At 58.2% G+C, this 25,882-nt stretch carries 24 protein-coding genes; 12 read left to right on the top strand and 12 right to left on the bottom strand.

Annotated elements, in window-relative coordinates; genetic code table 11:
* The 3 genes from AVI_RS01735 to AVI_RS01725 form a co-directional block, all read right to left on the bottom strand.
* Window positions 1-2,826: a [protein-PII] uridylyltransferase gene (locus AVI_RS01735; protein WP_012654824.1), complete on the bottom strand. Its 2,826-nt coding sequence runs from the start codon at window positions 2,824-2,826 to the stop codon at window positions 1-3.
* A gap of 168 nt (window positions 2,827-2,994) precedes the next feature.
* Window positions 2,995-5,646 carry a DNA mismatch repair protein MutS gene (mutS, locus tag AVI_RS01730; RefSeq protein ID WP_012654823.1) on the bottom strand — a complete coding sequence of 884 codons (2,652 nt, stop codon included), beginning with the start codon at window positions 5,644-5,646 and terminating at the stop codon, window positions 2,995-2,997.
* A gap of 222 nt (window positions 5,647-5,868) precedes the next feature.
* Entirely contained in the window at window positions 5,869-6,813 is a 945-nt protein-coding gene (locus AVI_RS01725) for a LysR substrate-binding domain-containing protein (protein WP_012654822.1), read from the bottom strand.
* 142 nt (window positions 6,814-6,955) lie between these two features.
* Between AVI_RS01725 and AVI_RS30415 the strand changes: the two genes are divergently transcribed.
* Complete coding sequence (locus tag AVI_RS30415; RefSeq protein WP_139192442.1) at window positions 6,956-7,234, top strand: hypothetical protein; 279 nt, start codon at window positions 6,956-6,958, stop codon at window positions 7,232-7,234.
* Here AVI_RS30415 and olsB read toward each other — a convergent pair.
* From olsB to AVI_RS01690, 7 genes are all read right to left on the bottom strand, one after another.
* Window positions 7,231-8,106, bottom strand: a complete 876-nt coding sequence (olsB, locus tag AVI_RS01720; protein ID WP_012654820.1) for a l-ornithine N(alpha)-acyltransferase — start codon at window positions 8,104-8,106, stop codon at window positions 7,231-7,233. The two genes, AVI_RS30415 and olsB, sit on opposite strands and share 4 nt — an antisense overlap.
* Before the next feature lie 153 nt (window positions 8,107-8,259).
* Window positions 8,260-9,894, bottom strand: a complete 1,635-nt coding sequence (locus AVI_RS01715) for a hybrid sensor histidine kinase/response regulator (RefSeq protein WP_012654819.1) — start codon at window positions 9,892-9,894, stop codon at window positions 8,260-8,262.
* A gap of 429 nt (window positions 9,895-10,323) precedes the next feature.
* Window positions 10,324-10,815, bottom strand: a complete 492-nt coding sequence (gene lspA, locus AVI_RS01710; RefSeq protein ID WP_012654818.1) for a signal peptidase II — start codon at window positions 10,813-10,815, stop codon at window positions 10,324-10,326.
* Entirely contained in the window at window positions 10,812-11,696 is an 885-nt protein-coding gene (locus AVI_RS01705; RefSeq protein WP_012654817.1) for a TrmH family RNA methyltransferase, read from the bottom strand. The genes lspA and AVI_RS01705 overlap by 4 nt, the downstream gene beginning before the upstream one ends.
* A complete protein-coding gene (locus AVI_RS01700; protein WP_234688815.1) occupies window positions 11,693-12,751 on the bottom strand; it encodes a class I SAM-dependent methyltransferase in 1,059 nt (352 codons plus the stop codon). Before AVI_RS01700 ends, AVI_RS01705 begins: the two co-directional genes overlap by 4 nt.
* Window positions 12,752-13,213: 462 nt before the next feature.
* Complete coding sequence (locus AVI_RS01695; protein WP_041697404.1) at window positions 13,214-13,561, bottom strand: LapA family protein; 348 nt, start codon at window positions 13,559-13,561, stop codon at window positions 13,214-13,216.
* Between the two features lie 236 nt (window positions 13,562-13,797).
* A complete protein-coding gene (locus AVI_RS01690; protein WP_012654814.1) occupies window positions 13,798-14,109 on the bottom strand; it encodes an integration host factor subunit beta in 312 nt (103 codons plus the stop codon).
* A gap of 468 nt (window positions 14,110-14,577) precedes the next feature.
* On the opposite strand from AVI_RS01690, the gene lptC reads away from it, so the two are divergent.
* The 6 genes from lptC (at window position 14,578) to ptsN (ending at window position 19,873) form a co-directional block, all read left to right on the top strand.
* On the top strand, window positions 14,578-15,243 hold the full coding sequence (lptC, locus tag AVI_RS01685; protein WP_012654813.1) for an LPS export ABC transporter periplasmic protein LptC: 666 nt from the start codon (window positions 14,578-14,580) through the stop codon (window positions 15,241-15,243).
* A gap of 9 nt (window positions 15,244-15,252) precedes the next feature.
* Complete coding sequence (locus tag AVI_RS01680) at window positions 15,253-15,816, top strand: LptA/OstA family protein (protein WP_012654812.1); 564 nt, start codon at window positions 15,253-15,255, stop codon at window positions 15,814-15,816.
* 29 nt (window positions 15,817-15,845) lie between these two features.
* The gene (gene lptB, locus AVI_RS01675; protein WP_085946582.1) at window positions 15,846-16,637 is read left to right on the top strand and encodes an LPS export ABC transporter ATP-binding protein; all 792 of its coding nucleotides are present in this window, start codon (window positions 15,846-15,848) and stop codon (window positions 16,635-16,637) included.
* Between the two features lie 208 nt (window positions 16,638-16,845).
* The gene (rpoN, locus tag AVI_RS01670; RefSeq protein ID WP_041696119.1) at window positions 16,846-18,435 is read left to right on the top strand and encodes an RNA polymerase factor sigma-54; all 1,590 of its coding nucleotides are present in this window, start codon (window positions 16,846-16,848) and stop codon (window positions 18,433-18,435) included.
* Window positions 18,436-18,769: 334 nt separating this feature from the next.
* Window positions 18,770-19,336 (top strand): ribosome hibernation-promoting factor, HPF/YfiA family, encoded by a 567-nt coding sequence (gene hpf / locus AVI_RS01665; protein ID WP_012654809.1) that lies wholly within the window; start codon window positions 18,770-18,772, stop codon window positions 19,334-19,336.
* Between the two features lie 72 nt (window positions 19,337-19,408).
* Window positions 19,409-19,873 carry a PTS IIA-like nitrogen regulatory protein PtsN gene (gene ptsN, locus AVI_RS01660; RefSeq protein ID WP_012654808.1) on the top strand — a complete coding sequence of 155 codons (465 nt, stop codon included), beginning with the start codon at window positions 19,409-19,411 and terminating at the stop codon, window positions 19,871-19,873.
* Window positions 19,874-20,022: 149 nt separating this feature from the next.
* On the opposite strand, the gene grpE is transcribed toward ptsN, so the two are convergent.
* Window positions 20,023-20,637 (bottom strand): nucleotide exchange factor GrpE, encoded by a 615-nt coding sequence (grpE, locus tag AVI_RS01655; RefSeq protein ID WP_012654807.1) that lies wholly within the window; start codon window positions 20,635-20,637, stop codon window positions 20,023-20,025.
* Between the two features lie 99 nt (window positions 20,638-20,736).
* On the bottom strand, window positions 20,737-21,819 hold the full coding sequence (hrcA, locus tag AVI_RS01650; protein WP_012654806.1) for a heat-inducible transcriptional repressor HrcA: 1,083 nt from the start codon (window positions 21,817-21,819) through the stop codon (window positions 20,737-20,739).
* Window positions 21,820-22,106: 287 nt separating this feature from the next.
* Between hrcA and rph the strand changes: the two genes are divergently transcribed.
* The 5 genes from rph to AVI_RS01625 are packed head-to-tail and all read left to right on the top strand — an operon-like array spanning window position 22,107 to window position 25,879.
* A complete protein-coding gene (rph, locus tag AVI_RS01645) occupies window positions 22,107-22,826 on the top strand; it encodes a ribonuclease PH (protein WP_012654805.1) in 720 nt (239 codons plus the stop codon).
* 13 nt (window positions 22,827-22,839) lie between these two features.
* Window positions 22,840-23,256 carry a VOC family protein gene (locus AVI_RS01640; RefSeq protein WP_012654804.1) on the top strand — a complete coding sequence of 139 codons (417 nt, stop codon included), beginning with the start codon at window positions 22,840-22,842 and terminating at the stop codon, window positions 23,254-23,256.
* Window positions 23,257-23,265: 9 nt separating this feature from the next.
* Entirely contained in the window at window positions 23,266-23,910 is a 645-nt protein-coding gene (gene rdgB, locus AVI_RS01635) for an RdgB/HAM1 family non-canonical purine NTP pyrophosphatase (RefSeq protein ID WP_012654803.1), read from the top strand.
* Window positions 23,911-23,916: 6 nt separating this feature from the next.
* Window positions 23,917-25,098, top strand: coding sequence for a radical SAM family heme chaperone HemW (hemW, locus tag AVI_RS01630; protein WP_012654802.1), 1,182 nt, complete (start codon window positions 23,917-23,919; stop codon window positions 25,096-25,098).
* A 40-nt stretch (window positions 25,099-25,138) separates the two neighbouring features.
* Window positions 25,139-25,879: a class I SAM-dependent methyltransferase gene (locus AVI_RS01625; protein WP_012654801.1), complete on the top strand. Its 741-nt coding sequence runs from the start codon at window positions 25,139-25,141 to the stop codon at window positions 25,877-25,879.
* The last annotated feature ends 3 nt before the right edge of the window (window positions 25,880-25,882 follow it).

The following is a 25,882-nucleotide window of genomic DNA, read 5'->3' as shown; positions in this document are numbered from 1 at the left end:
TCAGACGCGGGCTTTCTTTTCAGCAGCCGGGGATTTCGTCGCGGCGGGCGCGATAATGCCCGATGGCATCTGCTCGCGCAATTCGTCGGGTTGCTCGCTCATCACCGCTTTCAGCCTGACCGAAATGGAGCCCTGCCGGTTTTCATTGGTGATCTTCTGGCCGACCAGATCGATGACGTAAAACGTATCGATGACCTTTTCGCCAAAGGTGGTGATACGGGCCGAGTGAATATCGAGCGACAGATCAGCCAGGACCGCCGTGACCTCGGCCAGCAGACCAATGCGGTCGAGGCATTCGATCTCGATCACCGTAAACTTATTGGAAAGACTGTTGGAAATCGTCACATGCGGTTTGACGGTGAAGGTCTTGTTGCGTTTGCGGCCCTTGGTGCGGGTGGCAATCACTTCCGGCAGGCGCTTCTTGCCCGCCAACACGTCTTCGATCATCTTGCTAATCGTATTGGCCCGGCGCATCTCGTCCTCGTCAATGGGAAACTCCCTGTTGATGAGAATGGTATCGAGCGCCCGGCCATCCGAGGTGGTAAAAATCTGCGCATCGGCAATATTGGCGCCCGCCGCCGCACAGGCACCGGCAATGATCGACAACAGGCGCGGATGGTCAGGGGCAAGCACCGTGATCTCGGTGATCGCGTGGAAGGAATGGGTGCGGACCATGGTTGCCAACGCCTGATCGGCCTTGTCAGCCTGGCGGATAAAATGGGCATGGCGCACCTGGTCTTCCAACGGCACCGTCAGCAGATAGGGTTGATAGTGCAGCTTGGTATAGGTTTTCTGGTCCTTCTGGCTCCAGTCCGACAGGGCCTCAGCCAATTGCTCGGCGGCCTGTTTGGCGCGCTCCTTGCGCGGGCTTTCGGAAAACCCGCCCGATAGCAGCAATTCGGTTTCATAATAGAGCGTGCGCAGCAATTGGCCTTTCCAGCCGTTCCAGACGCCCGGACCGACGGCGCGGATATCGCAGACCGTCAGCACCAGAAGCATGCGCAGCCTGTCAAGCGACTGCACCTTCTCGGCGAAATCGGTAATGGTCTTGCGGTCATGCAGATCGCGGGTCTGGGCGACCATCGACATCAGCAGATGCTGATCAATCAACCAGACCACCAATTCGGTCTGCTTGTCGTTCAAACCAAGACGCGGGCAGAGACGCCGGGCAACCTTGGCACCGGCAATCGAATGATCCTCCTGACGGCCCTTGGCGATGTCATGCAGCAGCACCGCGACAAACAGAACAGTGCGCTCCTCTATATTCGGCATCAGCTTGACGGCCAACGGATGGATGTCGGCATGCTGCCCCTGATCGACCTCGGCCAGAATGCCGACTGAGCGGATCAAATGCTCGTCCACGGTATAATGATGATACATGTTGAACTGCATCATCGAAACGATCCGCCCGAAATCCGGGATGAACTTGCCCAGAACGCCCGCTTCGTTCATCCGGGTCAGCATCAGAGCCGGGTCACGTTTGGATGTCAGGATGGAGAGGAACAGCCGGTTGGCCTCCTCGTTCTCGCGGAAATCATGATCGATCAGCGGCAGGCAGCGGGTAATCGCCTTAAGCGCATCGGGATGGAATTCCAGCCCATGCAGATCAGCGACATGAAAAAAGCGCATGATATTGATCGGATCACGCTTGAAAATATCCGGACCGGACAGAGCAATCCGGCCCCTGTCCTCGATGAACTCAGGCGTGCCGGGAATGCGCCGGGGCCGATGGGCAAAACGCCCAATGGCTGCGGTCAGTCCTGGAGCGGCCTTGGCCTGCTTGTCCTCCAGGCTGGCACAGACGATCCGGGTCAGGTCGCCGACATTTTTGGCGACATGAAAATAATGCTTCATGAAGCGTTCGACCTCCGACAGGCCGGGACGGGCATTATAGCCGAGATTGCGGGCAATTTCCGGCTGAAGATCGAAGGAGAGACGCTCTTCCGGCTTGCCGGTGGCGAAATGCATATGGCAGCGCACCGCCCAGAGAAAATCGTCGGATTTCTGAAACATCCGCCATTCCTGGCGCGACAGAACACCCAGTTTGACCAGATCGGCCGGATCGGAAATCCGGTAATAATATTTGGCGATCCAGAACAGCGTGTGCAGATCGCGCAACCCGCCCTTGCCTTCCTTCACATTCGGCTCGACCAGATAACGGGTATCGCCCGCCTTGCGGTGCCGTTCATCACGTTCGGCCAGTTTGGCGGCAATGAATTCAGGCGCGGTCTTTTCAACCACCTCCGCATCGAACCGTTTCTGCAATTCGCCAACCAGCAGCGCTTCCCCGCAGATGAAACGGGTTTCGAGAATGGCGGTCCTGATGGTCATGTCGGTGCGCGACAGCCGGATGCATTCCTCAACGAGGCGGGTGGCATGGCCGACCTTAAAACCCAGATCCCAGAGAATATAGAGCAGGAATTCCACCGCCTTGCGGGCATCCGCTCCGGCCTTGACCGACAGCAGGAACAGGAGATCGATGTCGGACCCGGGAGCCAGGGTGCTGCGGCCATAACCGCCGACCGCAGCCACCGCAAATTCCTGCTGGGTGGTGGGGTAGACAGCCTGGGTGACCATGCGATGCACCAGCGTGATCAGATTGTCCTGGAGATTGGAAATCATCCCGGCGCATTCCAACCCGCTGCCATTGGTGGTCAGATGGCGCAGGGCCGCCTCCCGGCCATCAATGCTTGCTTTTTTCAACAAGGGGAGAATGGCGGCCCGCGTTTCCGGCACCTTGCCATTCTGCAGCACGATGGACATGCATTCCGCCTCCAATGCCTTGAAATCGGGGAGCGTTGCGTCTGATAGGTCGTGCTTTGCCATGATCGTCCGGTTATCTGTTCCCTGCCGCTTGGAATGAGGCGGCTTTTGTCTGTCACGGGTTTAGCGTTTTTAAGGCGCTGCGGGCAACAGGATAGCCGATAATTCCTAAAATCCGTTGACTGAGCCAAAACCAGAAAGCACAGAACCAAAAAGCAACACGATTCTGGATCAGGATTTCGCCAGAGTGGTTTTCAGATCGTAGAGCGCATCCATCGCTTGCCTTGGCGTCAAGTCATCGAGATTGAGGCTGCGCAATGCCTCTTCCACCGCCGACACCTGCGCCCCTGTCCCCGTCCGGCTCTCCCGCCTCTGACTGACCTGGAACAGTGGCAGGTCGTCAATCAACTGGCTGGCCGGATTTTTGCGATCGGCATCTTCGAGCTGCGACAACACGGCGCGGGCGCGCTCCACCACCATGCCCGGCAGCCCGGCCAGTCGCGCCACCTGGATGCCGTAGGAACGGTCAGCGGCACCGGCCCCAACCTCATGCAGGAAAATCACGTCGCCGTGCCATTCCTTGACTTTCATAGTGACGTTCGACAGCCGGACAAGCTTTTCAGACAGCGCCGTCAACTCGTGAAAATGCGTGGCAAACAACGACCGGCAGCGATTGACCTCATGCAGATGCTCGACAGTCGCCCAGGCAATCGACAGGCCGTCGAACGTCGCCGTACCACGGCCAATCTCATCGAGAATGACCAGAGACCGCTCGCCCGCCTGATTGAGAATGGCCGCCGTCTCTACCATCTCGACCATGAAGGTCGAACGGCCCCGCGCCAGATCGTCGGAGGCGCCAACGCGGGAAAACAGCCGATCGACAATGCCGATATGCGCCGACCCGGCGGGCACGAACGACCCCATCTGGGCGAGAATGGCGATCAGCGCATTCTGGCGCAGAAAGGTGGATTTACCGCCCATGTTCGGACCGGTCAGCATCCAGATCGCCCCGTGCTTCTGATCGCCTACCGGTGAAAGATCGCAATTATTGGCAATGAAAGGGCTGGCCGCCTGTTTGCGCAAGGCCTGCTCGACCACGGGATGACGCCCGGCGACAATGGAAAACATCCTGCTGTCATCGACCAGGGGCCGGCAATAGCCCTGCTCCTCGGCCAGCACGGCAAGACCGGCGGCCACATCGATCACCGCCAGCGCCCGCGCCGCTTTCTTGATGGCCTCGGCCTCGGTCACCACCGCCTGGCGCATTCGCTCAAACGCCGCAAGCTCGATTTCCAGCGCCTGTCCCGCCGCATTGGCAATCCGGCTTTCAAGATCAGCCAGTTCGGTCGTGGTAAAGCGCATGGCATTGGCCATCGACTGGCGATGGATAAAGCGGGCCTTCGCCTCACCCTCGATCAGCGGCCCGGCATTGCCGGCGGTGACTTCGATGAAATAGCCCAGCACATTGTTATGCTTGATCTTCAGCGACTTGACACCGGTTTCCTCGGCATATTGCAATTGCAGCCCGGCGATCACCCGGCGCGACTGGTCACGCAGCGCCCGCACCTCGTCCAGCCCCTCATCGGCGCCCTCTCTCAAAAACCCGCCATCGCGTTTCAACAATGGCAGATCTTCCGCCAGTTGCGAGGCCAGCAGATTTTCGAGCGACGGCGACAGCATTTCGAGATCAGTGAGCGCCGAGGCAAGCTCATCCGGCAGGACAGCCCCCCGCAGCAACCCAGCCACATCGCCTGATGTGGACAACCCATACCGGATCGCCGCCAGATCTCTTGGCCCGCCCCGGTCCAGCGCCAGCCGCGACAGGGCACGCGGCATATCCGGGGCACGTTTCAAAAGGTCGCGCAGCCGTTCACACAGAAAACCGTCCGTCAACAGATAGGCAACCGCATCCTGCCGCTGCGCAATTGCCACAACCTCCGTCAAAGGCGACATCAGCCGTTCGGCCATCAGCCGCGCGCCGCCCCCGGTTACGGTTCGGTCAATGGTGTTGAGCAGGGAACCCTGTTTCTGGCCGGAAAGGGTCTTCACCAATTCCAGATTGGCGCGGGTGGCCGCGTCAATAAACAGCGTCGAGGACGAGGATTGCCGCTCAGGCAACCCAAGCGGCGGACGCTCGGACATCTGGGTTTTTTCCACATAGGCAATCGCCGCCGAAGCCGCGGCCATTTCCGGCCGTGAAAACCCGCCGAAACCATCGAGCGTCTTGACGTTGAAATAGCGCGTGATGCGCCCCTCCGCCGAAGCGCTATCGAACAGCACCGATGGCTGCGGCACGACCACGCGGCCAAGCACATCGAAGGCCGGCTTGAGGTCCGGGTCCTGCATCAGGGTTTCGGCGACGATCACTTCACGCGGATCGATGCGGAAAATATCCGCCAGCAGACGGGTGGGATTGGTTTCTGCCAGACGGAAAACGCCGGTGGAAATATCGATCCAGGCCAGCGCCAGTTCATCGCCGCTGCCGCGCACCCGTGCCAGCGCCATCAGATAATTGGTCTCCGACGGCGACAGCAGCTTTTCTTCCGTCAGCGTTCCGGGCGTGACCAGACGTACCACGTCACGCTTGACCACGGATTTGGAGCCGCGCTTCTTTGCCTCAGCCGGGTCTTCCACCTGTTCGCAAACGGCGACACGGAACCCGAGCGTGATCAGCTTTTGCAGATAATCGTCAGAGGCATGTACAGGGACACCGCACATCGGAATGTCTTGACCCAGATGCTGCCCGCGCTTGGTCAGGGTGATGCCGAGCGCCCGGGACGCCTCGACGGCGTCCTCGAAAAACAGCTCATAGAAATCGCCCATCCGGTAAAACAGCAGCGAACCGGGATTGTTCGCCTTGATTTCAATATACTGTTCCATCATCGGGGTTGCCGTTGCGCGGCTTTCTTGCGACGTCAGGGCGGCGGTGTTGAGCACATCCGGTTCGGCAGCTTTGTCGATGATCACAGGTTCACGCTTTGCAAAATTGAGGGTATCGGTACACGACCGCGTCCAGACGACATCTAACGATGTTCAAGCCACAATGACAACCGATGCAGCTGTAAGCCACCCGCCTGCCCACAAAAAGCTGCGGTTGGACCAGAATCAACCGCACTCGCCTTTCAGAAATGGGCCGCCTAGAAAAGGAATTGCCTTGGCAAGGCGGGTCATATCCTCGTGAAGCTCATCGCGCAGCCACCGCTTGAAGGCATCGACCTTGTCATTGCGGCGTGCGCCTTCTGGGCTGACGAAATAATGGGCAAGCCCTGTAGGCACTGCCGGGCCGAAGGGTGCTACCAACTGCCCCTGCTGCAATTGCTGCGAAGCAATGGTCTGCCAGGCCAGCAAGACACCTTGGCCGGCCAGTGCAGCATCCAGACACAGAGAGGCTTCGCTAAACACATGCCGTGTACAGACCGATCGCCCGGGAAGTCCTGCAGCGGCCAGCCATACATCCCAACTGAACATCGCCCGGCCATCCTCCACAATCGGCAATTCCAGGAGATCGGCTGGTGATTGCAGGCGCTTTGCCATGGCAGGTGTGCAGACCGGAAAAACCTTCTGTTCCAGCAGTAACTCGGCCCGTACACCGGGCCAGTCACCACGCCCGACCCGAATACACAGATCGACATCGGAGCTTGATGGATCGATTAACCGGTCGCTTGCCTCCATTCTAAGACGGATCGTCGGAAACCGTTCTGAAAACGCACCAATGCGATGCACCAACCAGCGTGCAGCAAAGACCGGCGCCACCGAGATCGTTAAAACCGTATCATCGCTCTTCAGCGCAAGCGCCACTGCCCCCGACAAATGTCGAAAGCCCGCACTCAAACGGTCAAGCACCGGCTCAGCCACATCTGTCGGCACCATGCCGCGGCTGGTTCGCTCGAATAATTGCAACTGCAACTGCTGCTCAGCCTTGATGACCTGCTGGCTGATGGCACCGATCGAAACGCCAAGTTCGCTGGCAGCCGCTTGCAGAGAGCCTAGCCGACCAACAGCCTCCACGGCCCGCAATCCATTGAGATGCACCAAATTGAGTTTGCTCATCCAGGAAATCTATAGGCACCGCCCAAAAATCTCAATTGCCGATAGCAGAGAACTCTCTAGCCTTTGAAGGCCTGATACAGCACGGCAAAGGATGTAACCATGAAGATTATCTGGAGGTTTTTCTCAAGGTTAGGATCTTCGGATGCCTGCAATTACGCCGCGAGCAAAGATCCACTTCTGCATCCAGATTTGGTGGGTCTCTCGCAACGGCAATTGGCCGACCTCGTCATCCCGCCCGAGCAACCAATGGAAATGCCAAACGATCAACGGCTGGCAAAATCTACAGCGTCCTGCGTTTCAGCAAACAGACACCTTCGACAGGAATCGCCATGTTCAACCTGAACCGGACAGTTTCCAGCTTTCTTTACTGAAAGCGATCTTTTCGAGAAAGCCGGGCTTCGGCTTTCCTGATATAGCCTAGCTCGCAAACCGCCCGGCATCGGCACCGTAATAATTCACGTAGCGATCGGAAATGCTGGTGATCGGCAGAACGATCAGCACATCGGTGGTGTTGAAGGCATGGTCGACCACGGCACCGGTACCAATCATGGCGCCGAGACGCAGGTAACCCTTGACCAGCGGCGGCATGGCGGACAGTGCCTTGCGGGCATTGACGATTTCGGATGGCATCAGGTCCATGGGGCAGAACAGTTCCGGGCGGGCACGAACCGCCCATTCGCCACGGGCTTCGGCATTCTGCGCCAGAAAGGACAGAGCCAGCGCATGCTGTTCCGGCTGCACGCCTGGAAAAGAGGCGCAGCCGATCATGGCGCTCATATTGTGGCGCAGCGCGTAGGCCCAGTTTCCCTGCCAGAGCAATTCTACCGTCCGCTTGGTGCGATAATTCGGCAGGACACAGGAACGGCCAAGCTCCATGAAGCGCTTGTCGGGATGTCGGGCGATGAGATCGTCCAGCGCAAATTCCGAGGCGGAATAGAAGCCGAAATTCGCCAGCGCCACTTCATGACGCAGCAGCCGATATGTGCCGACGATCTGATCTTCCGGATCACCCTCGATAGCGTGGTCCAGCACCAGAAGATGATCGCAGATCTCATCGAACGCATCGATATCACGCTTCTGCCGCATGGCATCGGGCGGCAGCATGGCATTCATCTCTTCGACGAACACCCGGTAGCGCACCGCCTGAGCCGCATCGATCTCGCGTGCATTGCGGGCGAGCCTGGTTTCCAGCGTACCGATCCGGCCCAGGACATCGCCGGCAGGGCCGGACACTGCACCGGAGGAACGCTCCGTTTCAGGTGTGACTGCACGATCAAGGAGTTCGACTGTCATGGCGGTTCATCCGGCTCTGTTCAAACAAGACCTGTTAAACACGGATATGCGACAAGATGTTGACACAGGATACGCTGATTGCGATTTTTACGGCGGTTTTTCCCGTAAAATCAATGGATACTCCAAGATAATAATAGGAAATTTTCTCGGAATCTAGCCGTACAGTCTTGTACGATGTGTTTTCATCAGCGAGGCAATTTCATTCAGCAGGCGCTCGGGATTGACAGGCTTTTGCAAGACAAGATCCGCGCCGCTGGTCAGCGCCTCGGCCCGGGCGGCATCCCTGAGATCGCCGGTCAAGACCAGGATGGGGCAGCGCGGGCGGCGTTTCAATTGTTCGATCATCCTCACGTAGCGCAGAACTGAGCTGCCATCGCCGCCGGGCATGCCGAGATCGGTAATGATCAGATCCAGTTTTACCGCCTCTTCCAAAGCGACTTCTCGGCGCAGGGCATCGAAATCATTGACCACGCCGACCATATGACCGGCTTTCTGCAAGACGGCCCGCAACAGGGTTGCATTGACGAAATCGTCCTCTCCGACCAGAACATTGAGCACGTCCGGGACCTGTTTGCCCGGCTCCATGCCTTCTCCCGACAGCAAGACACCTGCATGGGAAACATCGGTATCCTGTACATCGACATGGGCCGCATCCACACCACTCATCAGCCCCCGCAGCACATCGCTCAAGGTTTGCTCACGCAGCGGACGGATCAGCCAGGCATCGAAACCGGTCAGCGGCCGTACCGGGCGCTCTTCCGGATTGACCAGATAGATGCGCCGAATTTTTCCCAAACCAGACAGCCGTCTGGCGAGATTGGCATCGTAATCGGAAATGCAGCGATGATCGACGATCAGATCCGTCAGCGTCGCATCCTGCCTCTCGACCTGATCCAAAAGGTCAAGCGCCTCTTCGGTTTTCTTTGCCCAATGGCAAAACCCGCCAAGCGTACGAATGGTCATGGACGCGCCTTCAGCCGCCGGACCGTCGGGCGCCAGCAGCAGAACGCTGGACCCTGACAGCAGCGACTGCCGCTGGGAAACGGTCCGATCCTGCGCAATCGCCTTGGTTGGCAAGCGGATCTCGAAGGACGTTCCCCGTCCGCGCACGGTTTCAATAATCGACAGAGAACCACCGAGCGCCATCATCAACCGCTGGGAGATGAACAGGCCGAGGCCCGTGCCACCACTGCGCTGCACCGGGTCTCCGCCTTGCGAAAATTCGACGAACAGCCGGGTGCGTTCCTCTTCTGTCATGCCAGGACCAGTGTCGCGGACCCGCACCACCAATTCGTCGCCAATGCAGCTGGCCGACACCAGCACACCACCTTCAACGGTGAATTTCACCGCATTGCCGATCACATTGAACAACACCTGCCGCAGCCGAGCGACATCGATATCGACTTCCTCGGGAACCCCGGACTGTGTCGTCGCGGCGATCTCGATACCCTTGGCATGGGCGCGTGGCGACAACATCTCGACCACGCCTTCGATCAGACGTCTCGGCGACACACGTTGATTGTGAAGTTCGAAATGACCAGTTTCAAGCGTCGTATAATCAAGAAGGTCGGCAATCAATTGCTGCAGGGATTCGCCCGCTTGCACGATGCCGGACAGATAGTTGCGCTGCTCTGGCGACAGATCGGTCCGGCCCAGCAAATGACTCATGCCGAGAATGCCGTTCAGCGGCGTGCGCATTTCATGACTGACGGTGGCAAGCAGACGGGTGCGAACCAGTTCCGCACTCGCGATGGATGGGAGGACAGGGCTCTGCGTCTTCGATAGCATCTGCGCCTACTCCGGCAACGGTCCGGCAAAGCCTTTCGGAAGAGGAGGATGAAACCCACCTTAGTTCGGTGTTTTTTTTCCATCGTCCGGTATCCGGCTCGCCCACCAAGATCACGACATTTATCTGGCCACACCACCAGGTCCCTGCAAGAAACGTCAGGTACGCTATGGTGCTTCAAATCCGCTGCATAACTCTCTCATTAAACCAAGGCCGATTTGATGAATTATGCAGTAGCAAAGCCCCGTCAATGTTTTGTTACGACCGGCACACCACGTTCAATCTCGGTAAACCGACCCTCAATGCTGCGTGAAAAAACCGCTTGGGGCGAGCGGCTCACGGCATGAAGCAATTCTGTTCCATGCCATGCTACACCTTTTGGGGAAAATTTCCATCACTAGTTCGACGTGGTCGAGCGGGAAATTTCGCCTCTACCCTTTTGAGCGGCGCAGAACCAGCAGTTCTTCCAGCAGGATGAAGCCCGCCCCTATTGTAATCAGGCTATCGGCCAGGTTGAAGACCGCAAACGACCATGTCTCGGTATGAAACAAGATATAGTCCACCACATAGCCATAGGTGAAGCGGTCGATGATATTACCGAAAGCGCCGGCAATGATCAGGCAATAGCCCAGATGTGCAAACTGGTGATCGCGGCTGGTCTGGCGCCAGAGCCAGGCGACAAAAGCGACGATGGCAAGCCGCATGACGACGATGACCCAGGCATCGAGATGCGAAAGCATGGAAAAGGCTACGCCGAGATTGTGGGTGCGAAACAGGCCAAGCATCGGCACAACAGGCACGAGTTCATGCATGGGCAAGCTGACCTCGACCGCATATTTGATCGCCTGGTCCAAAATCAGCAGCGACAGGATGAACAGGATGGCCGGAACCGGGCGACAAAACAAGGCAGCGGAACGGGTCATTTGGCCTCGTCGAGGGTGAGAAGATGGCGCCGGGCTTCAAACAGCATGACGCCGGTTGCCACAGCCAGATTAAGGGAATCGGCCAATCCGGCCTGAGGGATGCGCGCCAGCATGTCAGCCCGGCTGGCCAATTCCTCCGGCAGGCCGGATTGCTCATTGCCCATCAGCACCACGACCGGGCGGCGCTTGTAATCCACGGTACGGTAATCCACCGCACCAGCCAGATGGGTGGCGACGACACTGACGCCAGCCTTGGTCTTCCAGCCGAGAAAATCAGCAACGGTGGTCTTGACCAGCGGCAGCGCGAAAATCGACCCCATCGTAGCACGCACCGTCTCCATGGCGAAGGGATCGGTGCTGTCACCAATCAGCATGACACCAGAGGCACCCGCTGCATCGGCAGTGCGGATAATCGTGCCGAGATTGCCGGGATCGCGCACTCGGTCGAGCGCCACCCAGGTTTCCCCCTCCGTCAGGCTGACATCCTTCAGCGCCTTCCAGCGCTGATCGAACACACCCGCCACCATTTGCGGATTATCCTTGCGGGTAATGGACGCCATGACCTTTTCGCTGACCTCCAGCACCATGCCGCCATGGGCAACGGTGCGCGCCGCGATCCGTTCCACCTGCGGCTTGCCCTTGGCAGCCTTGGAATAGATCAGGTAGCGCAGGCTCCAGCCGAGCTCCACCGCATCGATCACCAGCTTCAGGCCTTCGGCCAGAAACGTTCGCGTCTCGTCACGGGTCTTTTTCTGGGAAAGCGCCTTGATATCCTTGACGATCGGGTTGGCGAGGCTGGTGACTTCCTTCACCTGCCCGACCTTGCCCCCTGCCCCCTTATCGGCGAAGCTGGAGGCACCGTCCTTGAAACCATTACTCATTTTGGAACCCATCTGCTGAACAGCGACGTGGACAAGGCCCGCCCAGGTGTCTTGCCATCCAGCCCGGCCTCACGCAGGACCAGTTCGCCGGATTCGACCAGACCGCCCTTGCCGCGCATGGTCTCGCGCATCAATTCATGGATAGCGTAGAAACTGGCGCGGATTGAATAGGCCGTCAGCACCAGGCCTTCGGCCTTGGGCGACAGGATTTCCCGGCACAGCGACAGCATCAGCGGCAAATGCTCGAACAGATGCCAGACCTCGCCATTCGGACCTCGGCCAAATTTTGGCGGGTCGGTGAGGATGATGTCATATTGGCTGCCGCGCCGCTCTTCCCGCTGGATAAACTTCATGGCATCGTCGCAGATCCAACGGATCGGAGCGCGGTCGAGGCGGCTGAGCGTCTGGTTTTCCCGCGCCCAACCGATTGCCTTCTTCGATGCATCCACATGGGTGACTTCGGCACCCGCCGCCGCCGCAACCAGTGAGGCCACGCCGGTATAGCCGAAAAGATTGAGCACTCTCAATGGCCGCTCTGCGTTCGCGATCTTTGCTTTCTCAACCCGGTCTTTCATCCAGGTCCAATGGGCGATCTGCTCGGGAAAGACGCCGACATGGCGAAAGGACGTGAAGCGCCCGAGAAAATCGACGCCCAGCAGCGATAATGGCCAGGTTTCGCCGAGCGCCTCGCGGGGAAAGCGCCAGCGGCCCATGCCATCCTCGTCGGTATCACCGGAAAACATCGCATCGGCTTTTTCCCAGACATGCGGAGCAAGGCCCGGCGGCCAGAGAGCCTGTGCTTCGGGACGTACGATCCGATAGGGGCCGTATTGTTCGAGTTTCAGACCATGACCACTGTCGATCAGGTGAAAATCGCCAGCCCCCATCGATTCCAGAATGAGCGGCAGGTTCTCGCGGGGCATCGGGCCTGGGCGAAGCGCCAATGGCGCATTGGCGGGTGTTGCCGAATCCTGCACAGGATCTTTTTCCATGCGGGGCGATGGTGCGGAAACCCTTGCCGTTTCCCTAGCATCTGCGCCTGTCTGGCTGCGCACCGGCTTTTGCCCGGTACCACGATAAGGGCTTCCCCCATTGCGATCGGGCTGAGACTTGGCTGGGACAGATGCGACGGGGCGAGAGGAGGAACGCCCCTTGCCGGCGGACGCTGTGCCGGGAGCGCTCTTGCTGGGTGGTCGGCGGGATTTGTCTTTCACAATCGGCTCGGCTTTCCGATGACAGCGCCCTGACCCACGACGAGCTTACAATTGCACGCCCGGTTCTATGGTAACGCTTCATAACGACGGCATGGTCTCCTGGCCGTCTCCGGTTCAGGCGTGGTATTGGCTATAGTCATAATTCCTCACATCGGGTCCGATCTAAGGAATTATGCGGTAGGTTGCCCGCGCAAATTATGCTCGAAATCGAAAACATAAATCCTGCGTGGCCAAGGCAGCGGGCCTTTATCATTCAAACGCCGCGGAGAAAAGGGTAGCGAGCAGCTTAACTTCCGGCAGCCGTCAAGGCGATGGCAACTGGCTCACGTGACCGGATGCCGCGATCTGCTCGGCTCGCTTCTTCTGCTGATCGGCCTCGCCACGCCATTTTACCGCAGCACGTGCCTCATGCCGGGCGCGCTTGCGGTGCTTGCCCTGGGTCAGCCAGGTGGCAAAACTGCCTGCCAAGGCGCCAAGCAAAAAAGTGATCAGCAGGAAGACGAAGAAGGGCGCGCCTGCCGACAGCATCTGATCATCAGGGCGGAATGGATTGAGCGCCAGCGTTACCCATTGCCGATTGGCGACACACAGCACGATCAGCACCACTGCCAACGGCACCAGAATGACGATATTGAAAATCTTTTTGACCACCATCACGCATCTCCTGCCGGATCTTGCCGCAGCCGGGTTTTAACGTTGCCGATTACTGTCATCACGACAAAAACCGACAAGCCTGCAACTCACAGTCCAACGGCCTCTTCACCACGAATTGCGTCATCATATGGAAAGGGGCCGGGCTCATGCAAGACCGACCCGGATAATTCACCCGATATCATTTGCAGGGTCACGACACGCCGGAATGCAACGCCGAACGACTGAAGATCCGATCAGTCGGCGTCGCCGTCATCCTCGTCATCCATGCCGGGATTGAGGCGCTCGCGCAACTCTTTGCCGGTCTTGAAAAACGGCACCCACTTTTCCTCGACGAAAACCGTATCCCCCGTGCGGGGATTGCGCCCGGTCCGCGACGGGCGGTTTTTCACCGAAAAAGCGCCGAAGCCCCGCAATTCGACACGATTGCCGGACGCGAGCGCATCGGTGATTTCATCCAGAACGGCGTTGACGATGTTTTCCACGTCGCGGTGATAAAGATGCGGATTGCGGGCCGCAACGATTTGCACCAGCTCGGATTTGATCACGTTAACCCCCTGTTCGGTCTAGACAGTTCACTGAAAATCAGTTCGCGGGGCCCAGCCCGCCGTAAAAGCGGCAGAGCAATGACCGCCAGCTTGTTCGGGGTGTAAAACACCATAAAAAATTGGATTAATCAATCGCTTAAGCCCACATGTCGCTGACGATTTCATATCCACGGTCCAATGCGAGTCAATTCGGATTGTAAAATCGACAAATACAACCGAAAAATAACCTGTCATCATAGCGTCCAGCATGTACGAGACAGAGAGTGGCACGCAGTCTGCTGCGGGTCGAGCATCGACAAAAGACGAGGGATAGCGCCGCTCCCCCACAAAAAGGCGCAGGCGGAAAGCTTGTAACAGACTTGAAAAAATCCATATTTCCAGCCAGTAACTGTCTTGAATGGTAGCTGGAAGCGGTTCACCCGGAAGACGGGTGACAAAATAACCGATCGGCTCTACGGATTATCGAGCATGCTCAAGCGTTTAGATAAAGGTGCCCTAGAGCCGCGCCCACCTGCCCCCGATACCTCCTATCGCAAGGCGGTCGGTCACTCGCATCGCGTCAGGCGGCTGCGCATTGCCTTGCCGGCTTTGGCCGTCGTGCTCTCGCTTGGCTTTGTTGCTGTTTCCGTCGTCAGGGCCTACCTGCCCGACAACATCAAGATCGAGGGCGCCAAGATCGAGGATGGCAAGGTCGTCATGGCCAAGCCAGCCATATCCGGACGCAATTCAAACGGCGCGCCCTATTCGATGAATGCCGTGCGGGCGCTGCAAGATATCAAGAACCCCAACCTCATCACGCTGGAAACGATTACAGCGACCATGCCGGTCAATGATGACACCTCCGCCGATATCAAGGCACAAAGGGGCACCTATGACCGCTCTACCGACAAGATGGTGCTGGACAGACCCTTCACGATCCATCTCTCCAGCGGTGTGGACGCAGAGTTTCAATCCGCCGATCTTGACGTGAAAGCGGGAAAGCTTAAGACAAATCAACCGGTCTCCATCAAGACGAAAGAGTCATCAATCGTTGCACAGTCGATGGATATGACCGATAAGGGACAGACAATCACGCTGACGGGCGCGGTCCGATTGAATATCGCACCGACCGCCCTGCAGAAACCGGGCAACTGAGAACAGATCATGACGCACAGCCACCGTCGCCTTTCCTTCCGCGTTGCTTGCGCCACGCTGACCGCAGGCCTTGTCGCGACCGCAGCCGCAACCGGCGCGTTTGCCCAGTCCGCCACCAGCAACATGAACAGCCTGAAACTGTCCGGCGACAAGCCGATCCAGATCGAAAGCGATGCATTGGAAGTGCATCAGCAAGAGAACAAAGCCAATTTCAACGGCAATGTGAAGGTGGTTCAGGGCACCACCACGATGCGGTCCGGCACGATGGTGGTGAAATACAAGGGCCAGGGCGCGGCTGTGACCAGCGGCGACGCCAAGATCGACACGATCGATGTGGCCGATAACGTCATTCTCAATACCGAAACCCAGCAGGCCACGGCCGACAAGGGCCATTTCGACATGAACACCCAGATCTTTACGCTGGATGGCGACAAGGTCGTGCTGTCGGAAGGCGGCAATGTGTTCGTCGGCTGCAAGCTCACCGTCCATATGACGACGGGCGAAGCCAAGCTCGACAGTTGTGGCAAGCGCGTGCAAATCCAGCTGGATCCCAAGTCCAAGCAGAAACCCTGATTGCGAACGCAGACGTGAAAGTTCCCGGTTTGACATCCAAGCAACAGGACGCGAATGCCGCCGCGCCAACGGACGCAGCACGCGAGAAGAACAGGTACGAAGGTACGCTGATCGCCCATGGGCTGACGAAAACCTATAATACCCGCCGCGTGGTCAATGGGGCTTCGCTCGTCGTGCGCAGGGGTGAGGCTGTCGGCCTTCTCGGGCCAAATGGCGCAGGCAAGACCACCTGTTTCTACATGATCACCGGCCTCGTGCCGGTGGATATGGGCACGATCGCCATTAACGGCAATGACGTGACCTCGATGCCGATGTACCGCCGCTCACGGCTGGGCGTCGGCTATCTACCGCAGGAAGCCTCGATTTTCCGGGGCCTGTCGGTCGAGGACAATATCCGTGCCGTTCTGGAACTGCACGAGAGCGACAAGACCAAGCGCGAGCAGAAGCTGAACGAACTGCTTGCCGAATTCAACATCGAGAAACTGCGCAAGGCGGCAGCCGTCTCCTTGTCGGGCGGCGAACGGCGGCGCCTGGAAATCGCCCGGGCACTGGCAACCGATCCGACCTTCATGCTTCTGGATGAGCCTTTCGCCGGTGTCGACCCGATTTCCGTGTCTGATATCCAGAACCTCGTGCGGCATCTGACGGCACGCGGGATCGGTGTGCTGATCACCGATCATAACGTTCGAGAAACGCTCGGACTGATCGACCGTGCCTATATCATCCACGCCGGTGAAGTGCTGACGCACGGGCGGGCCGACGACATCGTCAACAATCCCGATGTACGACGCCTCTATCTTGGCGAGAAATTCAGCCTCTAATACGCGCAATTCGATGGGATGCCGTATTGAAAACGGCATCTGTGCCGCAAAGAGCCTCGCGTTTTCAGGTTATTTGCGTCGGAAGCCGCTCTGCGGCTTGACCAAACCTTATAAAAAAGCAATTTTTGGGCCACTTGGAACTTCGGAAAATCCAAAACAGGAACAAAAGGGGTCCGAGAGGGAATAGTAGGGGAGTTTTTCGTCCGCCATGGCCCTATCAGCCAATCTTTTCCTTCGCCAAAACCAGTCTCTGGTGATGACGCCGCAGCTGATGCAATCGATTCAGCTGCTCCAAATGACCCATTTCGAGCTTGTGCAATTCATTGCGCAAGAGGTCGAGAAGAATCCACTGCTTGAATTTGCGCCAAATGACGAAGGAACAGGCAGCAGCGAACCAGGCACGGATAGCGAAGCCCCGCCAGCACCAGCCCCCTCCGATACATTGCAGAGTGACTGGTATGAACATGGTGGCGATGGCGATCTGAACGAGCGGCTGGACGCCAATTTTGGCACGGCCTTTTCCGATGATGGCGCCAACCCGAAGACCGATGCACCCGAAATGCTTGGCCAGTGGAAATCGATGCCCGGCGCCCAGGGAGATGGCGAGGGCTATGACCTGGATGATTTCGTGGCTGGCAAGGTTTCGTTGCGCGACCATCTCGGCCAGCAATTGCCTTTCGTACTCTCGTCCGCATCGGATCGGATGATTGCGCTGGCCCTGATCGACCAGCTGGACGAGGCCGGATATCTGCGCGCCGACCTGGATGAGGTCGCCACTCAGATGGGGGCGTCACGAGACGATATGGAACGGATTCTGGCAGCTCTTCAGACCATGGAGCCCGCCGGCCTGTTTGCGCGCAGCCTTGGCGAATGCCTGGCCATTCAGCTGCGCCAGCGCGACCGGCTGGACCCGGCCATGGCAGCCCTGATCGGCAATCTGGATTATCTGGCCAAGCGTGACTTTGCGAGCCTGAAGCGGTTATGCGGCGTGGATGAGGAAGACCTGCTCGACATGCTGGCGGAAATCCGCAAGCTCAATCCTAAGCCCGGCGCTGGTTTCGAAACCGATGCACTGGAAACAGTTGTGCCCGATATTCTGGTGGCGCCCTCGCTCGAAGGTGGCTGGCTGGTGGAACTGAACGCGGAAACCCTGCCGCGTGTGCTGGTCAACAATGCCTATTTCACCGAGATCCGCCGCAGCAGCTTGCGAGAAGGCGCCATGAAGACTGCCAATGGCCAAAGTGGCAATAGCAAGACCGGGCAGAGCAAGGCCGAGGGCGAGCAGGCCTTTTTGACGGATTGCCTGCAAACCGCCAATTGGCTGACCCGCAGCCTCGATCAGCGCGCCAAAACCATCATGAAGGTGGCAACCGAAATCATTCGCCAGCAGGACGCCTTTCTGCGCCATGGGGTCGACCATCTGCGTCCGCTGAACCTGAAGACGGTGGCCGACGCCATCAAAATGCACGAGTCCACCGTCAGCCGCGTCACATCCAACAAATATATGCTGACACCACGTGGGCTGTTCGAGCTGAAATATTTCTTCAGCGTCTCCATCGGCTCGGCAGAAGGCGGTGACAGCCATTCAGCTGAGGCGGTTCGTCATCGTATCCGCATGTTGATTGCTCAAGAAAGCCCCGAGAATATCCTCTCAGACGACGATATTGTCGAAAGCCTGAAAAACGGCGGCGTCGAGCTTGCCCGCCGCACGGTTGCCAAATATCGCGAAGCAATGAACATCGCCTCCTCCGTCCAGAGGCGCCGGGAAAAGCGCGCCCTGGCGCGGAACCCGGGCTGATGTCAGCTCTTTGCAATAATCCTTAACAAAACATTGACATTGGCGCCCGCGCCAATTAGAGGATACCGCCAAAACACGGGAACGATTTTGGGATAGTGACATGTACAAAATCAGAGACTTAGTCTTATCCTGCGCAATTTTTTCACCCCAGTCCGCCCTTGACATGCGGGTTGTTCCAGGCCTGAACGGACAGACGCTCCGCTTTGGCCCGGCCCGATAGGATAAATTGCCCCGCCATTCGGTCGAGCTTTTATCTTGGACTATGGAAACGCTTGGATGCGCCCCGCGCTTGGCGTAAACTCCCCCTGCAAATCACGATAAGAAGGGAAACTCCATGAGTGTACGCGTAACCGGCAAACATATGGAAATCGGCGAATCTTTCCGGCAACGGATAGAAGTCCAGATCACTGACGCCGTAAGCAAATACTTTGACGGAGGGTATTCCAGTCAGGTCACGGTGACAAAATCAGCCTCGCGGTTTTCCGCAGACTGCGCCCTGCACCTCGATACCGGTATAAACCTGCATGCAACCGGCACAGCCGTCGATCCGCAAGTCGCCTTCGACACCGCCGCAGAGCGGATCGAAAAGCGCCTGCGGCGCTACAAGCGCAAGCTGAAGGATCACCATATCCCAACCAACAACTTCGAAATCAGCTATACGGTCATGGACCCGGTTTCAGAAGAAGACGAGGATGTGCCGGAGGATTTTGCCCCGACCATCGTGGCCGAAAGCACCAAGAAGGTCAAAACCATGTCCGTTGCCACCGCCGTCATGGCGCTGGATATGACGGATGAGCCCATTGTACTGTTCCGCAGCCCTGGCAAGGACGAGCTGAACATTGTCTATCGCCGCAATGACGGTAATATTGGCTGGATCGATTCCGCCGCAATCAAGGGCTGACACGCCCTCGGAAAGCGGTGGCCGACCACCGCTTTCCTTTTCATGCGTCGGCGGGTATAAGGATTTTTCGAAATGGCCTTGGCAGATTTGCTACAGCAAGATGCGATATTGCCCGTCCTCAGGGTCAATTCCAAAAAACAACTTCTCCAGGAACTGGCTGCCAAAGCCTCAAAACTGATCGGTATTCCCGAACGGGAAATCTTTGACGTTATTTTGCAGCGGGAAAAGCTCGGTTCTACCGGTGTCGGCAATGGCATTGCCATTCCCCATGGCAAGCTGACGAGCATTTCCACCATTCAAGGCGTCTTCGCCCGCCTGGAAACGCCAATCGATTTTGAAGCGCTGGACGAGCAGCCCGTCGATCTGGTCTTCCTGCTGCTGGCACCCGAAGGGGCCGGTGCCGATCATTTGAAAGCCTTGTCGCGCATCGCCCGCGTGCTTCGCGATCAGGACCTGGTTGCCAAGCTGCGCGCCAGCGACAGCGCCACCGCCATCTATACCTTCCTGAACCAGGACCAGGCCTCGAACGCCGCCTGACCGTTTCTATTTACGTAGGTATTACGCAAAAAGCGCCGCGCATCACTGCGCAGCGCTTTTTCTTTTCCAGTAAAAAAGGTCAGGCTTTGATTGTTTTGTTTTCGTTTGTCTTTTCGGGAAAAATGGGCACCAGTTTTCCCTGACAAACTTTAGGCATCGGCAGCTTGCGCCGTCTCTGCCTTGGGGCCACCCTTGGCAACGCCAACCATAGCCGGACGCAGCACCCGGTCGCCAATCGTGTAGCCGGGCTGAACAACCTGCACGACCGTATTGTTGGGCACTTGCGGATTGGGAATTTCGAACATCGCCTGATGGAAATTCGGATCGAATTTCTGGCCTTCCGGCTCGATCTTGCGGACACCATGGCGCTCGAGCGTTGACAACATCGCCCGCTCGGTCATCTCGACACCTTCGATCAATGCCGTCAGACCGGCTTGCGCCTCTTCCTTGGCCTCAGCAGGCACAGCGTCGATGGCGCGGCGCAGATTGTCGGACACGGCCAGCATGTCACGGGCAAAAGCGGTTACCGCATAGGACTTGGCATCCTTGACATCGCGCTCGGTGCGGCGGCGCAGATTGTCCATTTCAGCCGCCAGACGCAGGAAGCGATCACGCAACTCCGCATTTTCAGCCTGCAGGGCAGCTGTCGGGTTATTATCCTGCCCGGCATCCTCAGCGGTCGAATTGGTCTCTTCCTGTACCTGGGGTTCAATCTGCGCGTCTGCGGCAGCGTCAGGTCCGTTTTTAGCTGTTTCGTCGGTCATGACGTTCTCCGAAATACTGTTTCTCGTCCGGCCCCGATATCAGGGTTCGGCGGCAAAAAATCAAGGGTCGAGTGATGATCTCATGTGGTGTTGTAAAGGTCAGTGGCCGCTGCGGGTCATCTTGGCCATCACCTGGGCGGTATAATCCACCATCGGCACGATACGGGAATAGTTGAGGCGGGTCGGACCAATCACGCCGACGGCCCCGACAATGCGGTCGTCGCCGTCGCGGTAGGGCGCGACGATCAGTGACGACCCGGAGAGCGAAAACAGCTTGTTCTCCGAACCAATGAAAATTCTGACACCAGGCCCGCTTTCGGCCAGGTTGAGAATCTCGATCAGGCTTTCCTTACGCTCCAGATCATCAAACAGCAGCCGCAGCCGGTCCACATCCTCGACGCCGGCCAGACCTTCCAGCAGATTGGCGCGGCCACGCACGATCAACCGGGTCGGTTTGTCGCCCTCGCCGCCGGACCAGACCGCCAGCCCACGCTGCACGAGATCCTGGGAGAGAACATCCAGCTCGCTGGCCACCTGATCCTTCAACTGGACCAGTTGGCCGCGCACTTCATGCAGCGTCTGGCCGGACAGATGCGCATTGAGGAAATTGGCCGCCTCGGTCAATTGCGAGGCTGTGATGCCCGCCGGGAGTTCGATGATCCGGTTTTCGACCTGGTTAAACTCACCGACCAGCACTGCCAGCGCCTTGGTCGGCTCCAGTCGGATGAATTCGACGTGTTTCAGCACCGGATCGGATTTCGCCGCCACCACCAGGCCCGCACCACGTGACAGGCCAGACAGCATACGACTGGCTTCGTTGTAGAGCGTTTCCATCGGCTGGTCTTCCGAGGAGCGCATCTGCCGCTCTATCGAGCCGCGATCTTGCTCCGACAAGCGACCGACCTGCATGAAAGCATCGACGAAGAACCTCAACCCCGTCTGAGTCGGCAAGCGCCCGGCGCTGATATGGGGGGAGTAGATCAGGCCCAGCTCTTCCAGGTCGCTCATCACATTGCGCACTGAGGCGGGCGACAGCGACATCGGCAGAATACGCGACAGATTGCGCGATCCAAGCGGTTCACCGGATTCCAGATAGGTCTCGACGATTCGACGAAAGATCTCCCTGGATCGCTCATCCAGTGCCATTGACACATCGCCTGCGGTAATTGGGTTTTTCCCCATTTCGCTCATGTTTGCTGCTGCACCTATCCTTAATATAGCTGCTGATTGACCAATCACAACGGCTTTTGGTGAGGAAGCGCCGGTTTGAGCGGACCATACCGGCTTTTCCTTTGCAAAACCGTCAAACCACTCGTAGAAGGCAGCCAGGACGCCAAGCAGGACTGGAAATGCCCCGGACAGATTTCCGGGCCAGATCTGCCCAGAACGGCCCAGACGGGCATTGAAACGAAAATAAGCGGACAGAGGTTGGTGTGCCAGCCAGTGACTGCTCGACCGAGGAGACGGAAATGCGACCTTCAGGCAGAAAAACCGACCAGATGCGCAAGATATCGTTCGAGCGCAATTTTTCCAAACACGCCGAAGGCTCTTGTCTCGTCAAGTTTGGCGATACCCATGTCCTGTGCACGGCAAGCCTTGAAGACCGCACCCCGCCCTGGCTGCGCAACACCGGCAAGGGCTGGGTGACGGCGGAATACGGCATGTTGCCGCGCGCCACCGGCGAGCGGATAAAACGTGAAGCGTCCTCCGGCAAGCAGAGCGGCCGTACCCAGGAAATCCAGCGGCTGATCGGCCGTTCACTGCGCGCCGTGGTCGATCTGGAAGCCCTGGGCGAACGGCAGATCTCGCTTGATTGCGACGTGATCCAGGCCGATGGCGGCACCCGCACAGCCTCGATTACCGGCGCATGGATTGCCTTGCACGATTGCCTGAAATGGATGGAATCGCGCAATATCATCAAGGTGGACCGGGTGCTGAAGGACCATGTCGCGGCGATTTCCTGCGGTATTTTCGCCGCCCAGCCAGTGATCGACCTGGACTATCTGGAGGACTCTGCCGCCGAAACCGATGCCAATTTCGTCATGACCGGCACAGGCGGCATTGTCGAGATCCAGGGCACCGCCGAAGGCAAGCCGTTCAGCCAGGAAGAATTCCTGACCCTTCTCGGCCTTGCCCAGACAGGCATTGCCGAATTGGTGGACCTGCAAAAACAGGCGATTGCCGGATAAAGAGAGCATCATCATGGCCACAAGCATTGAAGGCATTCTGGAAACCTCACTGTATGTCGATGATCTCGACGCAGCAGAGCGTTTCTATGCCGGCCTGCTCGGCCTTGAGGTGATCATCAGCCAGCCGGGGCGTCATGTGTTCCTGCGCTGTGGGCCGGGCGTTCTGCTGCTGTTTAATGCAGCCGAAACCGTCAAGCCCGCAGAGCCCGACGCCCTGCCGGTGCCTGCCCATGGTGCCGTCGGGCCAGGTCACGCCTGCTTTCGGATGGACGGTGCGGCAATGGATGGCATGGCGTCACGGCTGTTGAGCCATGGCGTCGCCATTGAGGCGGATTTTCTCTGGCCGAATGGTGCGCGTTCGATTTATTTCCGCGATCCAGCGGGCAATAGTCTGGAATGCGCCGAAGCCAGGCTTTGGCAGATTGAATAGGATCGGATGATGCGCAAACTCGAAACCAGAACCATTGTCGTCGCCAGCCACAATGCCGGCAAGATCGCTGAAATCGCCGACCTGATCGGCCCGTTTGGTTTTACGGCCAAATCGGCCAAGGAGCTTGGCTTCATCGAGCCGGACGAAACCGGCACGACATTCGAGGAAAACGCCGCCATCAAGGCGCTGGCTTCGGCGAAAGCCTCTGGCCTGCCAGCGCTGTCGGACGATTCCGGCCTGGTTGTCGATGCGCTGGATGGTGCGCCGGGCGTCTATACCGCCAATTGGGCCGAGCGCGAGGATGGCAGCCGCGATTTTGCCATGGCAATGGAAAAGGTCGAGCATGCCTTGCAGGAAAAAGGCGCGGTGACGCAGGAGAGCCGGACGGCTCGTTTTGTCAGCGTGCTGTGTCTGGGCTGGCCCGATGGCCATACCGAGTTTTTCCGGGGTGAAGTTGAAGGCGTGGTCGCCTGGCCGCCCCGCGGCACCTCCGGCTTCGGATACGATCCGATCTTCCAGCCAGAGGGGTTTTCGACCACGTTCGGCGAAATGACCTCGGAAGAAAAACACGGATGGAAGCCGGGCAACGCGCAAGCGCTGTCGCACCGGGCGCGCGCTTTCAAGCTTTTCGTCGAAACCTGCCTGGGCGCTTGAGGATTTATGGCCGAGCCAACGTCGCTTCTCCTTCCAGACACCGGCGAACCGGGCTTTGGCATCTATATTCACTGGCCGTTCTGCGCGGCCAAATGCCCCTATTGTGACTTCAACAGCCATGTTCGTCATCAGAAGATCGATCAGCCCCGCTTCACGCAAGCCTTCCTGAAGGAAATGGAGACGATGCGGGCCATGAGCGGCCCCAAGACCGTCACCAGCATTTTCCTTGGCGGCGGTACGCCTTCGCTGATGGACCCGGCCACGGTCGGCGCCATCCTGGAGGGAATCGCCCGCTATTGGACCGTGCCACGCGGCATCGAGATCACCATGGAAGCCAATCCGACCAGTGTGGAAGCGGAACGGTTTCGCGGCTATCGGTCGGCTGGCGTCAACCGTGTGTCGCTTGGCGTGCAGGCACTCAATGATGCCGATCTGAAATTTCTGGGTCGGATGCATTCGGTCGAGGATGCCCTGAAAGCCGTCCGGCTGGCACGCGAGATTTTCCCGCGCATGTCCTTCGACCTGATCTATGCCCGCCCCAATCAGACGATTGCCGATTGGGATGCCGAGCTGAAGCTGGCGATCTCCTATGCGGTCGACCATCTGTCGCTCTATCAGCTGACCATCGAAGAAGGCACGCCGTTCTTCGGCCTGCACAAGGCTGGCAAGATCATTACCCCGGATGAGGAACATGCTGCCCAGCTCTATGAGGCGACGCAGGAGATCACCGAGCGCGAAGGCCTGCCCGCCTATGAGGTTTCCAACCATGCGCGGCCCGGCGCCGAGAGCCGTCACAACCTGACCTATTGGCGCTATGGCGATTATGCCGGTATTGGCCCTGGCGCCCATGGACGGCTGACACGCGGCCATGAAAAACTGGCGACCGCCACGGAAAAGCACCCGGAAACCTGGCTTTCGGCGGTCGAACAGAACGGCCACGGCATGGTCATCCAGGACGCACTGGGTTCCGAAGAACAGGCCGACGAATTGCTGCTGATGGGTCTCAGGCTACGCGAAGGCGTCGATCTCGCTCGCTGGCAGCAATTGTCCGGCCGCGATCCGGACCCGGTCCGCGAACAATTTTTACTGGAACACGGATTTATCGAACGTCTCGGCAATTCCCGGCTGCGCTGCACCCCGAAGGGCATGCTGGTTCTGGATGCCGTCGTTGCGGATCTCGCCTGCTGAGGGACCATAAACAGACGCAAGGATAGAGGGAGAAGCGTCAATGCCCGTAGATGATGCCTTTGCACTGCATGACATGGCCATTTTCTATGACAGCTTCAACATTCATGGAGAAGACGGGGATTTTTACGAGACGTATCCAAAAACGCCCTGCCGAATTCTCGATATCGGCTGCGGCACAGGCTCGGTGACGCTCCGGCTGGCAAGACGCGGCCATCAGGTGACAGGGATCGATCCCGCGCCGGGCATGTTGGCTATGGCAAAAGCCAAAGACAAGGAAGGGTTAGTGCGCTGGATTGCCGCCAATGCCTTCGATCTCAATCTCGAGCGAGAGCAATTCGATCTGATCATCATGACCGGCCATGTCTTTCAGGTCTTTCTCGATGATGAAGAAACCCTTCTGGCGCTCACCAATGCCCGTCGCCATCTCGCGCCGGGTGGACAGATGATCATCGAGAGTCGCAATCCATTGTTGCGCGCCTGGGAAGGGTGGACCGAAGCCAAAACCCGCAACACAGCGCAGGTGCCTAGTATCGGCCCGGTCGAGGTTTTCTATCAGGTCGACAGGACCGAAGGGGAGCATGTCACCTTTGACGCGACTTTCACGCTGCTTAAGACAGGTGAAAAGCGGATCAGTCGCAGTTGCCTACGTTTCCCTGGTCGCGGCAAGGTCGAACAGCTGTTCAAGGCAGCCGGGTTCAAGAGCATCGAGACGCTTGGCTGGTGGGATGGCCGCAGCTTTGACCCGACCAGCCCGGAAATCATTGCCATCGCCAGCGTCTGAGGC

It is taken from the genome of Allorhizobium ampelinum S4 (assembly GCF_000016285.1).
Lineage (GTDB): Bacteria > Pseudomonadota > Alphaproteobacteria > Rhizobiales > Rhizobiaceae > Allorhizobium > Allorhizobium ampelinum.
The sequence above is the reverse complement of the archived record's forward strand: the minus strand, read 5'-3'. Positions and strand labels throughout refer to the sequence as shown.

Excerpts from the sequence above, each read along its gene's own strand:
- rpoN (WP_041696119.1), top strand. The coding sequence starts at position 16,846 with ATGGCCCTATCAGCCAATCTTTTCCTTCGCCAAAACCAGTCTCTGGTG.
- lspA (WP_012654818.1), bottom strand. The coding sequence starts at position 10,815 with ATGACCCGTTCCGCTGCCTTGTTTTGTCGCCCGGTTCCGGCCATCCTG.
- AVI_RS01680 (WP_012654812.1), top strand. The coding sequence starts at position 15,253 with ATGACGCACAGCCACCGTCGCCTTTCCTTCCGCGTTGCTTGCGCCACG.
- AVI_RS01715 (WP_012654819.1), bottom strand. The coding sequence starts at position 9,894 with ATGCTATCGAAGACGCAGAGCCCTGTCCTCCCATCCATCGCGAGTGCG.
- AVI_RS01625 (WP_012654801.1), top strand. The coding sequence starts at position 25,139 with ATGCCCGTAGATGATGCCTTTGCACTGCATGACATGGCCATTTTCTAT.
- rdgB (WP_012654803.1), top strand. The coding sequence starts at position 23,266 with ATGCGCAAACTCGAAACCAGAACCATTGTCGTCGCCAGCCACAATGCC.
- hrcA (WP_012654806.1), bottom strand. The coding sequence starts at position 21,819 with ATGGGGAAAAACCCAATTACCGCAGGCGATGTGTCAATGGCACTGGAT.
- ptsN (WP_012654808.1), top strand. The coding sequence starts at position 19,409 with ATGGCCTTGGCAGATTTGCTACAGCAAGATGCGATATTGCCCGTCCTC.
- AVI_RS01735 (WP_012654824.1), bottom strand. The coding sequence starts at position 2,826 with ATGGCAAAGCACGACCTATCAGACGCAACGCTCCCCGATTTCAAGGCA.
- hemW (WP_012654802.1), top strand. The coding sequence starts at position 23,917 with ATGGCCGAGCCAACGTCGCTTCTCCTTCCAGACACCGGCGAACCGGGC.
- AVI_RS01640 (WP_012654804.1), top strand. The coding sequence starts at position 22,840 with ATGGCCACAAGCATTGAAGGCATTCTGGAAACCTCACTGTATGTCGAT.
- grpE (WP_012654807.1), bottom strand. The coding sequence starts at position 20,637 with ATGACCGACGAAACAGCTAAAAACGGACCTGACGCTGCCGCAGACGCG.
- rph (WP_012654805.1), top strand. The coding sequence starts at position 22,107 with ATGCGACCTTCAGGCAGAAAAACCGACCAGATGCGCAAGATATCGTTC.
- olsB (WP_012654820.1), bottom strand. The coding sequence starts at position 8,106 with ATGACAGTCGAACTCCTTGATCGTGCAGTCACACCTGAAACGGAGCGT.
- hpf (WP_012654809.1), top strand. The coding sequence starts at position 18,770 with ATGAGTGTACGCGTAACCGGCAAACATATGGAAATCGGCGAATCTTTC.
- mutS (WP_012654823.1), bottom strand. The coding sequence starts at position 5,646 with ATGATGGAACAGTATATTGAAATCAAGGCGAACAATCCCGGTTCGCTG.
- lptC (WP_012654813.1), top strand. The coding sequence starts at position 14,578 with ATGCTCAAGCGTTTAGATAAAGGTGCCCTAGAGCCGCGCCCACCTGCC.
- AVI_RS01705 (WP_012654817.1), bottom strand. The coding sequence starts at position 11,696 with ATGAGTAATGGTTTCAAGGACGGTGCCTCCAGCTTCGCCGATAAGGGG.
- AVI_RS01725 (WP_012654822.1), bottom strand. The coding sequence starts at position 6,813 with ATGAGCAAACTCAATTTGGTGCATCTCAATGGATTGCGGGCCGTGGAG.
- AVI_RS30415 (WP_139192442.1), top strand. The coding sequence starts at position 6,956 with ATGCCTGCAATTACGCCGCGAGCAAAGATCCACTTCTGCATCCAGATT.